This window comes from Pseudomonas sp. TE24901 (assembly GCF_054058375.1).
Genome location: NZ_JBSSAF010000004.1, coordinates 89955 through 101971, shown reverse-complemented (window position 1 = coordinate 101971; position 12017 = coordinate 89955). Strand labels below are relative to the sequence as shown.

The window sequence follows — 12017 nt, the reverse complement described above, 5'->3', positions numbered from 1 at the left end:
GCGGGGCCTTTTGCCAGTCGCCGCCCTTGCATTTACTTCACACAGGCATGGCATTTTCCGACAAGCGCGTGAATTGACACGGGGGCTGGCCGCAAGCGGGTCGCCCCGTATAATGCCGCCATCGCCACTGGTATGGATTAACGGATTGCATATGACTGAACAGCGCCCTATTGCGGTCCTGGGAGGCGGAAGTTTTGGTACCGCCGTGGCTAACCTGCTGGCTGAGAACGGCCACGCGGTACGCCAGTGGATGCGTGATCCCGAGCAGGCCGAGGCCATTCGCGTCCACCGGGAAAACCCCCGTTACCTTAAAGGCATCAAGGTGCACCCGGCCGTTGAGCCGGTTACCGACTTGCTCGAAACCCTCACCGCCTGCGACCTGTGCTTTGTGGCGCTGCCTTCCAGCGCCTTGCGCTCGGTGCTGGCGCCCCATGCCGAGCGCCTGGCGGGCAAGCTGCTGGTCAGCCTGACCAAGGGCATCGAGGCGCAGACCTTCAAGCTGATGAGCGAGATCCTCGAAGAGATCGCCCCCAAGGCGCGCATCGGCGTGCTGTCCGGGCCGAACCTGGCGCGGGAAGTGGCCGAGCACGCGCTGACCGCCACGGTCATCGCCAGTGAAGACGAGGCCCTGTGCGAGCGCGTCCAGGCCGTGCTGCATGGCCGCACCTTTCGTGTCTACGCCAGCAGCGACCGCTTTGGCGTCGAACTGGGCGGTGCGCTGAAAAACGTCTACGCAATCATTGCCGGCATGGCCGTCGCCCTCGGCATGGGCGAAAACACCAAGAGCATGCTGATCACCCGCGCCCTGGCCGAGATGACGCGCTTTGCGGTGAACCAGGGTGCCAACCCGATGACTTTCCTGGGGTTGGCCGGCGTGGGCGACTTGATCGTGACCTGTTCCTCGCCCAAGAGCCGTAACTATCAGGTCGGCTTCGCGCTCGGCCAGGGCCTGAGCCTGGAAGACGCGGTGACGCGCCTGGGCGAAGTGGCCGAAGGGGTCAACACCCTCAAGGTCCTGAAGGCCAAGGCCCAGGAAGTTGGGGTGTACATGCCGCTGGTCGCCGGGTTGCACGCGATCCTGTTTGAAGGGCGCACCTTGAACCAGGTCATCGAGCTGCTGATGCGGGCCGAGCCGAAAACCGATGTCGACTTTATTTCCACCAGTGGTTTCAACTGAGGAACGCGCCATGAACGACCCGAAAGACGCCCCTAAATACGAGTCCATCCTGCTGCGCATTCTATGGATGCTGGTGTTTGCCCTGGTGTGGCAAGTCGCGCAATTCCTGCTGGGTGCGCTGGTGGTGGTGCAACTGATTTATCGCCTGGTCTACAGCGCGCCCAACCTGGGCTTGATGAACTTTGGCGACAGCCTCAGCCAGTTCCTCGCGCAGATCGGCCGTTTCGGCAGCTTCCATACCGAGCAGAAACCTTGGCCGTTCGCCGATTGGCCGACCCCACGCGCACCTGAAGGCGAAGCTGCTCACAGCGTGCCGCCTGCGCCGCACCCGGCCCGCGATGAAGAGCCAAAACTGTGAAGCTGTGGATCTTGCGTCACGGTGAGGCCGAAGGGCACGCCCGCACCGACGCCGAACGCAACCTCACCGAGCATGGACGTGGCGAAGTCTTGCGCAGCGCTGCGCACCTGATCGGCCAGCCCATCGCCGCCATCATCGCCAGCCCGTATGTGCGGGCGCAGCAGACCGCACATTTAGTGCGCGATGCGTTGGGTTTCGAACCGCAGATCCGTACGGTGCCGTGGCTGACCCCCGAAGGCAACCCGTTGCAGGTGCTGGAAAAACTCGACACCGATGACAATGTGCTGCTGGTCAGCCACCAGCCCCTGGTGGGTAGCCTGATCAGCTTTTTGCAGCACGGCCACCAGCGCCAGCCGCAACCGATGCACACCGCCAGCCTGGCGGAACTGGAGGGCGACTTTCCGCTGGCGGGGCTGATGAGCCTGGTCAGCGTAAAGAATCCGTAGGAACGATCGCCGCTTTTTGTGTGCTATATAGTCAACCAAGCAAGTGCTTGGTTGGCTATCATCGGAACACAAAGGAGCGCGTCCCATGCCTGTCGCTTTTCGTTTGTCGTTGCAGGTCTTCTTCGAACGTGAAGCGCGGCACCCGCGCAAAACCTTTCTCGTGCAGCCCGTTGGCGGCGGGGAGGTGCAAACCCTCACCTGGGAAGAGGTCGGCCAGCAAGCCCGTCGCGCCGCCCACTGGCTGCGCGCCCGAGAGCTGCCCCAGGGCTCGCACATCGCCCTGATTTCCAAAAACTGCGCCCACTGGATCATCGCCGACCTGGCGATCTGGATGGCCGGGCACGTCTCGGTGCCGCTGTACCCCAACCTCACCGCCGACTCGGTGGCCCATGTGCTCACCCATTCCGAGGCGGCGCTGGCGCTGATCGGCAAGCTCGACGATTGGCCTGCCATGGCGCCCGGTATTCCACACGGTTTGCCGACCATCAGCCTGCCGTTGTGCCCGGCTGGCACTTTCGATTTCACTTGGGCCGACTTGCAAAAGTGTTCGCCCATCCAGGACAACCCCGCGCCTGACGCCTCCAGCCTCGCCACCATCATCTATACCTCCGGCACCACGGGCTTGCCCAAAGGCGTGATGCAAACCTTCGGCGCATTGGGTTTTGCCGCCACGCGCGGTACCGAATTATTCGGCCTGGGGGAGGGCGACCGGCTGTTGTCCTACCTGCCGCTGTGCCATGTGGCAGAGCGGATGTTTGTGGAAATGGCCGCGATCTATACCGGGCAAACGGTGTTTTTCGCCGAAAGCCTCGACACCTTCCTGGTCGACCTGCGCCGGGCGCGCCCGACCGCGTTGTTTGGCGTGCCGCGCATCTGGACCAAGTTCCAGATGGGCGTTTACGCCAAGGTCCCGGAAAAGCGCCTGGAAACCCTGCTGCGCCTGCCTTTTATCGGCAAGCGCGTCGGCCATAAGGTGTTGGCGGGCCTGGGGCTGGATGCGTTGCGCATTGCCCTGTCCGGCGCCGCGCCCGTGCCCGAGGCGTTGCTGCGCTGGTATCAGCGCCTGGGGCTGGACGTGCTGGAGGTGTACGGCATGACTGAAGCCTGCGGATATTCCCATGTGTCGCGCCCGGGCCTGCAGACCCTTGGCTGGATCGGCCAGCCATGCCCTGGCGTTGAGGTGCGCATCGACCCGTCGGGCGAGGTGCAGGTGCGCAGCGGCGCAACGATGCTGGGGTACTTCAAGGACCCGCAGAAAACCGCTGAAACCCTCACTGACGATGGCTACCTGCGCACCGGCGACAAGGGCGAGCAGGACGCCGAGGGCCGCCTGCGCCTGACCGGGCGCCTCAAGGAAATCTTCAAGACCAGCAAGGGCAAGTACGTGGCCCCGGCGCCGATTGAAAACCGCCTGGCCGAACATGCCCGCATCGAACAAGTGTGCGTGGTGGGGGATGGCCTGATTGCCCCGATGGGGTTGTGCGTGCTGTCGGCTGTTGGCCAGGCGGAGGCTCGTGAAGTGCTGCAGGGCGCCCTTGAGCGCTGGCTGGAACAAGTCAACCAGACGTTGGACAAGCATGAACGTCTGCAGCACCTGGTGGTGGTCAACGACAATTGGGCGGTGGAAAACGGTTTTATGACCCCTACATTGAAGATCAAGCGCAGCGTGATCGAGGCGACTTACGGTGAACAATTACCGACTTGGAGCGAGCGTTCCGAAACCGTTCTGTGGCAGGATTAGGGCCATCATAAAACCAAAAAGGATTGACCCATGAGTTTGTGGCGCACCCAACCCAACATCGAACAACTCAATGCCATCCAGAAAAACACCATCGGTGAATTGCTGGATATCCGTTTTGAAAGTTTTGATGAAGAGTCCCTGACCGCCAGCATGGTGGTCGATCACCGTACCCACCAGCCCTATGGTCTGCTGCACGGCGGCGCCTCGGTGGTGCTGGCTGAAAGCGTCGGCTCCATGGCGGCCTACCTGTGCATCGACCCCAAAAAATTCTATTGCGTGGGTCTGGAGGTCAATGCCAACCACCTGCGGGGTGTGCGCAGCGGGCGGGTGACGGCGGTGGCGCGAGCGATCCATATCGGCCGCACGACTCAGGTCTGGGACATCCGCCTGACCAGCGATGAGGGCAAGGCCAGCTGCGTTTCACGCCTGACCATGGCCGTGGTGCCGCTGGGCGAACAACCGCCGGCGCGATAGGCATGGCGTGAGTGTCATCATTCCTGGCAGTTACAGTCATTGCTGTGCTGCCCGGGGCTGGTGACAATTCATTTCTGTTTTTGTAGATGGATCCCGTATGTCGCAGCACGTGTTTTTTGCCCACGCCAATGGTTTCCCTTCGGCCACCTACGGCAAGTTGTTTGCTGCCCTGGCTCCGGAATACGCGGTGGCTCACTTGCCGCAGCACGGTCACGACCCCAGGTTCCCGGTGGACGACAACTGGCAGAACCTGGTGGACGAACTGATCCACCACTTGGAGCTGCAACCTGAACCCGTGTGGGGCGTTGGTCATTCCTTGGGCGGCGTGCTGCATTTGCACGCGGCCATGCGTTGCCCGCAGTTGTATCGCGGCGTGGTAATGCTGGATTCGCCGGTGTTGACCCGGGCCGATCGCTGGGTGATTCGCGCGGCCAAACGCTTTGGTTTTATCGACCGCCTGACACCGGCTGGACGCACCCTGGGCCGTCGTGAAGAGTTCACTGACCTGGCTTGCGCACGCAGCTATTTCGCCGGTAAAACCCTGTTTCGCGGGTTCGACCCCGAATGCTTCGACGCCTACCTGCAACATGGCTTGCAACAGGTCGGTGATCGCCTGCGCCTGCGCTTTGACCCGGCCACTGAAATCAGCATCTACCGCGGCGTGCCTCACACCAGCCCCGGCCAGGTGCGCCAATTAAAGGTGCCGCTGGCGGTGGTGCGCGGTCGCCAGAGCCGAGTGGTGATGCGCCACCATGCCAGCGGTGTCGACCGCCTGCCCATGGGTGAGATGCTCACCATGCCCGGTGGCCACATGTTCCCGCTTGAGCGTCCACAGGACACTGCCACCTTGATCAAGAACCTGTTCTCCCGCTGGGAAGCCCGTGAGCGCAGTTGCGCATGAGCACGCCGGTCGAGGAAGTCCGCCTGAGCCTGCCGCATATCGAGCTGGCGGCACACTTGTTTGGTCCCGAAGACGGTTTGCCGGTCATCGCCCTGCATGGCTGGCTGGACAACGCCAATAGCTTTGCGCGCCTGGCGCCAAAACTGACCGGATTGCGCATCGTCGCTCTGGACATGGCCGGCCACGGGCATTCGGCGCATCGTCCTGCCGGGTCAGGTTATGCGTTGTGGGATTACGTCCACGATGTGCTGCAAGTCGCCGAACAGCTGGGTTGGAAACGTTTTGCATTACTTGGCCATTCCCTCGGCGCCATCGTTTCCCTGGTGCTGGCCGGTGCCTTGCCGGAGCGGGTGACGCACTTGGGATTGATCGACGGTGTGATCCCGCCAACCGCCAGTGGCGAGAACGCCGCCGAGCGCTTGGGCATGGCCTTGCAGGCGCAATTGAGCCTGCAGGACAAACGCAAACCGGTGTACGGCAGCCTCGACCGTGCCGTGGAAGCGCGCATGAAAGGGGTGGTGGCGGTCAGTCGCGAAGCCGCCGAACTGCTGGCCCAGCGTGGTTTGATGCCGGTGCCGGGGGGATACACCTGGCGTTCCGACAGCCGTTTGACGCTGGCCTCTCCGATGCGTCTGACGGATGAGCAGGCGATGGCTTTCGTGCGACGCGTCGGTTGCCCCACGCAGTTGGTGGTTGCCGCTGACGGCATGTTGGCGAAACATCCCGAATTGCTTTCTCAGCTACCCTTCACCGTGACCACGCTGCCAGGCGGCCATCATTTGCACCTGAATGACGAGCCCGGTGCGATCCTTGTTGCAGACTGTTTCAATCGGTTCTTCTCCACGCCTTGACTTGGCGGGGTCAACTGCCGAGGCTGGGCGGATTGAAAGGGAGTCAACCATGAACAATCTCAACACTGCTTCGACCTCCAGTGGCCCAGGCGCGTTGATCCGATGAGCGTGCGTAAAGGATGTTTCCGTGTCCTGGGGCTGAGCCTGCTGAGCCCCTTGGTGTTCGCCGCCGACGTACCGGGTAGCGGGGACCTGCCCACCGTGGCCCGTCAGGTCGACGCGCAAATTGTCGACTACCGCCCCGCCGAAGAAAAAGAACGCATCTACCCCATGGGCGCGATCCGCAAGATCAGCGGCCAGCTGCGCTATGAAGGCCAGGCCACGGCGCGCGGGCAAACCACCGCCATTACCTACGAACTGCCGCCCGAGCACACCTCCAGCGCGGCGTTTACCGCAACCCGTGAAGCGCTGCAGGCCAAGGGCGCGCAACTGTTGTTCTGGTGCCAGGCCCGTGATTGCGGCGAAAGCAGCCTGTGGGCCAACGAGGTGTTCGGCAATGCCAAACTGGTGGGCGCCGACGGCCAGCAGGAATACCTGCTGCTACGCCTGGCCGCCCCTCAGGAGAATTCCCTGGTGGCGCTGTATGGCATCACCCGGGGCAACCGCCGCGCCTACCTGCATGTGGAACAGCTGGACGCCAGCGCGCCACTGGGCGACCTGCTGCCCACCTCGGCCACCTTGCTGCGTGAGTTGAAAAGCACCGGCGAGCTGGACTTCCCGGCGCTGGGGGGCGAACCCGATGCCACTTGGCTCACGCTCATTTCCCGTGGCTTGAACCTCGACGCCACCTTACGCGTAAGCCTGACCGGCGCTACGGCCGAGGCCTGGCGCCAGGGCCTGATTGACAGCGGTGTGCGCGCTGCCCGCTTGGAAACCGGCACCGGTGCGGCCAAGGGCCTGCACCTGCATCTGATACGCTAGGCGTGACCGGGCGAACGGACCCGCGCCGTTCGCCTAAGCTCTCTTCCTACAGACACCTTTTCGAGATACCCGATGCTCAATAACGATCGCCTGCTGGTGCAAATCCTGCTGCTGGTGCTGTTTGGAGCCAGCTTCTGGGTGATGGCTCCGTTCTGGTCGGCGCTGTTCTGGGGCGCGGTGCTGGCGTTTGCCAGTTGGCCGCTGATGCGCTTGCTCACCCGTTGGCTGGGAGGCCGTGAGTCCCTGGCGGCGGGCATCCTGACCCTGGGCTGGATGTTGCTGGTGGCGGTGCCGCTGGTGTGGCTGGGCTTCAACCTGGCCGACCATGTGCGCGACGCCGTGGGCCTGATCAAGGACATCCAGGTTGACGGTCTGCCTGAAGCGCCAACCTGGCTCGGTTCGATCCCGTTTATCGGTGAGCGGCTGGTGGCGACCTGGGACAGCATCGACCAGCAGGGGGCGGCGCTGATGGTCAGCATCAAGCCTTACCTGGGGCAAGTGGGTAACTGGCTACTGGCGCGCAGCGCGCAGATCGGCGGCGGCATCCTTGAGCTGACCCTGAGCCTGGTGTTCGTGTTTTTCTTCTACCGTGACGGGCCGCGCCTGGCGACCTTCGTGCATCGCTTGTTGGAACGCCTGATCGGCGAGCGTGCCGGTTACTACATCGAACTGGTGGCCGGCACCGTGCAACGGGTGGTCAACGGCGTTATCGGCACTGCCGCCGCTCAGGCCTTGCTGGCGTTGATCGGTTTCTGGATCGCAGGTGTACCGGGCGCTTTGGTGCTGGGCATCGTGACCTTCCTGCTCAGCCTGATCCCCATGGGCCCGCCGCTGGTGTGGATCCCGGCAACCGCTTGGCTGGCGTGGAAGGGCGACTACACCTACGCGGTGTTCCTCGGTGTGTGGGGCACGTTCATCATCAGTGGCGTCGACAACGTGCTCAAGCCGTACCTGATCAGCCGGGGTGGCAACCTGCCGCTGGTGATCGTGCTGCTGGGGGTGTTCGGCGGGTTGATCGCCTTTGGCTTTATCGGCCTGTTTATCGGCCCGACCTTGCTCGCGGTGGCCTACAGCCTGTTGATGGACTGGAGTGCGACCCAGGCCCAGGGCCGCCGGGAGGATAAATCGATCTGACTGATCGATGGCGGCCTGTCAGGTGCTTATTGGCAAATTGACAGACCGCCATCGCAGGCAAGCCAGCTCCTACAGGGGGCCGTGCCAGCCATTAGGCTCTTGGTAACCACATGACGGCGGTCAAGCCGCCGCCTGGGGTGTCCTCCAGGCTCAGGTGACCGCCGAGGCGTTCCACCGCTTCCTTGGAAATCGTCATGCCCAGGCCGACGCCACCGGAATTGCGGTTGCGCGAACCTTCCAGCCGGAAAAACGGCTCGAACACTGCCTCGCGTTTATCGGCTGCAATCCCGGGGCCGTGGTCGATCACGCGGATCACCAGCGCGCCCTTGCTGTCCGCCAGTTCCACGCGGGCGGTGCCGGCGTAGCGCAAGGCGTTGTCGATCAGGTTGTTGAGGCATGAACGCAGTGCCATCGGCTGCACTTGCAGGGGCGCGCAGGTGCCCGAGAACTGCACGTCGCAGCCCTGGTCCTGGGCGTTTTCACTGAGGGACTCCACCAGCGCCTGCACATCGAGCCAGTGCCGGGTTTCGCTGGTGCGTTGTTCGTGCAGGTAGCTCAGGGTGGCGTCGAGCATGCCGATCATGTCGTCCAGGTCCTGGCGCATCTGGCCTTGCAGCTTGGTGTCCTCGATCTGTTCCAGACGCAGCTTGAGGCGTGACAGCGGGGTGCGCAGGTCGTGGGAGACCGCGCCGAGCATGCGCGCGCGCTGGCTGACCTGCTCGCGAATGCGTTTTTGCATCATATTGAACGTGGACGCCGCCTGTCGTGCTTCCCTCGGTCCGGACTCATTGAGGGGCGGGCTGTCGAGGTCGACGCTCAAGCGCTCGGCCGCCGCGCTGAGGCGCTGGATCGGCCGGCTCAACAGCTTGGCGCCATACCAGGCCGCGATGATCAGCGAGATGAACTGGAAGGTCAGCGGCACCACGGGGCCGCCAAACCATGGGCGAGGGTGTTTCTTATGGATGGGAGTGAATGTTCCGTCCGCCTGCTGTACGAAGGTCTCACCCATCGGTGGCGGCGGCGGGCCATAGTGGTGAAACCAGAAAATGGCTAGCACGTGTGCCAATACGATGGCCACCAGCAATACGCCGAACAGCCTGCCGAACAGCGTATTGAAGGCGTTGCGCATCAGCCGATATCCCGCGCGTCGAACAGGTAGCCTTCGCCGCGCACGGTCTTGATCAACTGCGGTGCCTTGGGATCATCCCCCAGCTTCTGGCGCAGGCGCGAGACCAGCAAGTCGATACTGCGATCAAACGCCTCGATGGAGCGGCCACGGGCAGCGTCCAGCAGTTGTTCCCGGCTCAGTACCCGGCGCGGGCGTTCGATGAATACCCACAGCAAGCGAAACTCGGCGTTGGACAGCGGCACGACCAGGCCATCGTCGGCCACCAGCTGGCGCAGCACGCTGTTGAGGCGCCAGTTGTCGAAGCGGATATTCGCACGTTGCTCGGTGCGATCATCGCGCACCCGACGCAGGATGGTCTGGATGCGTGCCACCAGTTCGCGCGGTTCGAAGGGCTTGGACATGTAGTCGTCGGCGCCCAGCTCCAGGCCGATGATGCGGTCGGTGGGTTCGCAGCGTGCGGTGAGCATCAGGATCGGGATGTCCGATTCGCCGCGCAGCCAGCGGCACAAGGACAGGCCGTCTTCACCCGGCAGCATCAGGTCGAGCACCACCACGTCGAAGGTTTCGGCCTGCATGGCTTGGCGCATGGCGGCGCCGTCGGTCACGCCGACGGCAAGAATGTTGAAGCGTGCCAGGTAATCGATCAGCAGCTCGCGGATCGGCACATCGTCATCGACGATCAGGGCGCGGGTGTTCCAGCGCTTTTCGTCGGCGATCACAGCGCCCTTTTGCTCGTCGTTCACTGAGACTGAAGAAGTATGCATAGTGCGATCATCTGCCTGGTTGTTGCTGTCAGCATAGGCGTCCAGCCCCATGGCTGGAAGTGCTGGACGGTCGGTCATGGGGGCGAGGCTAGCCGGGGGGCGTGTTGAGGGCATGTCGTGAATGTATCGGGCTCGATACAATTGGCGAAAATGGCCGCCACAAGGCGGTCTGTCAGTATTTACCGATCATCGGATCCCGCAACGGCGCCGCTTGCGCTACAATCCGCGCCGATTTCGACTTGCCTGAGAGCCCATTCCAATGTCCGTCTGCCAGACTCCTATCATCGTCGCCCTGGATTACCCCACTCGTGACGCCGCACTGAAGCTGGCTGACCAGTTGGACCCCAAGCTTTGCCGGGTCAAGGTCGGCAAGGAACTGTTCACCAGCTGCGCCGCCGAAATCGTCGGCACCCTGCGTGACAAAGGCTTCGAAGTATTCCTCGACCTGAAATTCCACGATATTCCCAACACCACCGCCATGGCGGTCAAGGCCGCGGCCGAAATGGGCGTGTGGATGGTCAACGTGCACTGTTCCGGTGGCCTGCGCATGATGAGTGCGTGCCGTGAAGTGCTGGAACAACGCAGCGGCCCTAAACCCCTGCTGATCGGTGTGACCGTGCTGACCAGCATGGAGCGCGAAGACCTGGCCGGTATCGGCCTGGATATCGAGCCGCAGGAGCAGGTCCTGCGCCTGGCAGCCCTGGCGCAGAAAGCCGGCCTTGATGGCCTGGTATGCTCGGCGCTGGAAGCCCAGGCCCTGAAGACCGCCCACCCATCACTGCAACTGGTGACCCCGGGGATTCGTCCTGCAGGCAGCGCCCAGGATGACCAACGCCGCATCCTGACCCCGCGCCAGGCGCTGGACGCAGGTTCCGATTACCTGGTGATCGGTCGCCCGATCAGCCAGGCTGCCGACCCTGCCAAGGCATTGGCTGCAGTCGTCGCCGAAATCGCCTGACGGTCACCGATTTAAAATGTGGGAGCGGGCTTGCTCGCGAAGGCGGTGTGTCAGTCAACGAATGAGTAGACTGATCCACGGCCTTCGCGAGCAAGCCCGCTCCCACAGTTAGATCCAGGGGATGTCAGCTGACCTTGAGCACCAGCTTCCCGAAATTCTCGCCGTTGAACAGCTTCATCAGCGTTTCCGGGAACGTCTCCAGCCCCTCCACGATATCTTCCTTGCTCTTGAGCTTGCCCTGGGCCATCCAGCCCGCCATCTCTTGACCGGCAGCGGCAAAGTTCGCCGCATGGTCCATCACCACAAAACCTTCCATGCGCGCGCGATTGACCAGCAATGACAAATAGTTGGCCGGGCCTTTTACGGCTTCCTTGTTGTTGTACTGGCTGATCGCACCGCAGATCACCACACGCGCCTTCAGTGCCAGGCGGCTGAGTACCGCGTCGAGAATATCGCCGCCGACGTTATCGAAATACACATCCACGCCTTTGGGGCATTCGCGCTTGAGGGCGGCGGGCACGTCTTCGCTTTTGTAATCAATCGCGGCGTCGAAGCCCAGTTCGTCCACCAGGAACTTGCACTTGTCGGCGCCCCCGGCAATGCCCACCACGCGGCAACCTTTGAGCTTGGCGATCTGCCCGGCAATGCTACCCACCGCGCCAGCTGCGCCGGAGATCACCACGGTTTCGCCTGCCTTCGGCGCCCCCGTGTCCAACAGGGCGAAATAGGCGGTCATGCCGGTCATGCCCAGTGCAGACAAATAACGTGGCAGTGGGGCGAGTTTCGGGTCGACTTTATAGAAACCGCGTGGCTCGCCGAGGAAGTAATCCTGCACGCCCAGAGCGCCGTTGACGTAGTCCCCCACCGCAAATTTCGGGGTGTTCGAGGCAATTACTTTTCCTACGCCCAGTGCACGCATCACCTCGCCGATACCGACGGGAGGTATGTAGGACTTGCCCTCATTCATCCACCCGCGCATGGCCGGGTCCAGGGACAGGTATTCGTTGCGCACCAGCACCTGCCCATCGCCGGGCGTGCCCACCGGCACTTCCTGGTAGGTGAAGGTGTCCCGCGTGGCCGCGCCGACCGGGCGTTTGGCGAGCAGGAACTGGCGGTTGGTCTGGGCAGTCATGGCAAGGACTCTGTTGGAAGTGAACCCAGAG

The 12017-nt window shown here is 62.9% G+C and carries 13 protein-coding genes; 10 read left to right on the top strand and 3 right to left on the bottom strand.

Annotated features, from left to right (window positions below; all coding sequences use genetic code 11):
- The first annotated feature begins 151 nt into the window (after positions 1-151).
- The 9 genes from ACVWVP_RS09170 (at position 152) to ACVWVP_RS09130 (ending at position 8003) form a co-directional block, all read left to right on the top strand.
- Positions 152-1177, top strand: coding sequence for an NAD(P)H-dependent glycerol-3-phosphate dehydrogenase (locus ACVWVP_RS09170; RefSeq protein ID WP_178921927.1), 1026 nt, complete (start codon positions 152-154; stop codon positions 1175-1177).
- A 10-nt stretch (positions 1178-1187) separates the two neighbouring features.
- Complete coding sequence (locus ACVWVP_RS09165; protein ID WP_176996478.1) at positions 1188-1535, top strand: DUF4389 domain-containing protein; 348 nt, start codon at positions 1188-1190, stop codon at positions 1533-1535.
- Positions 1532-1981 (top strand): phosphohistidine phosphatase SixA, encoded by a 450-nt coding sequence (gene sixA, locus ACVWVP_RS09160; protein WP_176996477.1) that lies wholly within the window; start codon positions 1532-1534, stop codon positions 1979-1981. The genes ACVWVP_RS09165 and sixA overlap by 4 nt, the downstream gene beginning before the upstream one ends.
- An 85-nt stretch (positions 1982-2066) precedes the next feature.
- The gene (locus tag ACVWVP_RS09155) at positions 2067-3722 is read left to right on the top strand and encodes an AMP-binding protein (protein ID WP_457405369.1); all 1656 of its coding nucleotides are present in this window, start codon (positions 2067-2069) and stop codon (positions 3720-3722) included.
- A gap of 30 nt (positions 3723-3752) precedes the next feature.
- Positions 3753-4196 carry a hotdog fold thioesterase gene (locus ACVWVP_RS09150; RefSeq protein WP_176996475.1) on the top strand — a complete coding sequence of 148 codons (444 nt, stop codon included), beginning with the start codon at positions 3753-3755 and terminating at the stop codon, positions 4194-4196.
- A gap of 97 nt (positions 4197-4293) precedes the next feature.
- Positions 4294-5097: an alpha/beta fold hydrolase gene (locus ACVWVP_RS09145; RefSeq protein WP_178921921.1), complete on the top strand. Its 804-nt coding sequence runs from the start codon at positions 4294-4296 to the stop codon at positions 5095-5097.
- A complete protein-coding gene (locus tag ACVWVP_RS09140; protein ID WP_259173243.1) occupies positions 5094-5948 on the top strand; it encodes an alpha/beta hydrolase in 855 nt (284 codons plus the stop codon). The genes ACVWVP_RS09145 and ACVWVP_RS09140 overlap by 4 nt, the downstream gene beginning before the upstream one ends.
- A gap of 102 nt (positions 5949-6050) precedes the next feature.
- Entirely contained in the window at positions 6051-6869 is an 819-nt protein-coding gene (locus ACVWVP_RS09135) for a DUF4892 domain-containing protein (RefSeq protein ID WP_457405366.1), read from the top strand.
- 72 nt (positions 6870-6941) lie between these two features.
- Complete coding sequence (locus tag ACVWVP_RS09130; protein ID WP_176996471.1) at positions 6942-8003, top strand: AI-2E family transporter; 1062 nt, start codon at positions 6942-6944, stop codon at positions 8001-8003.
- 91 nt (positions 8004-8094) lie between these two features.
- Here ACVWVP_RS09130 and ACVWVP_RS09125 read toward each other — a convergent pair whose 3' ends face one another.
- On the bottom strand, positions 8095-9132 hold the full coding sequence (locus tag ACVWVP_RS09125; protein WP_178921915.1) for a sensor histidine kinase: 1038 nt from the start codon (positions 9130-9132) through the stop codon (positions 8095-8097).
- Entirely contained in the window at positions 9132-9896 is a 765-nt protein-coding gene (locus ACVWVP_RS09120) for a response regulator (RefSeq protein ID WP_178921913.1), read from the bottom strand. The genes ACVWVP_RS09125 and ACVWVP_RS09120 overlap by 1 nt, the downstream gene beginning before the upstream one ends.
- Before the next feature lie 259 nt (positions 9897-10155).
- Between ACVWVP_RS09120 and pyrF the strand changes: the two genes are divergently transcribed.
- Positions 10156-10854 (top strand): orotidine-5'-phosphate decarboxylase, encoded by a 699-nt coding sequence (gene pyrF / locus ACVWVP_RS09115; RefSeq protein ID WP_010211681.1) that lies wholly within the window; start codon positions 10156-10158, stop codon positions 10852-10854.
- Between the two features lie 124 nt (positions 10855-10978).
- On the opposite strand, the gene ACVWVP_RS09110 is transcribed toward pyrF, so the two are convergent.
- Positions 10979-11986, bottom strand: a complete 1008-nt coding sequence (locus ACVWVP_RS09110) for an NADP-dependent oxidoreductase (protein ID WP_178921911.1) — start codon at positions 11984-11986, stop codon at positions 10979-10981.
- Positions 11987-12017 lie beyond the last annotated feature (31 nt).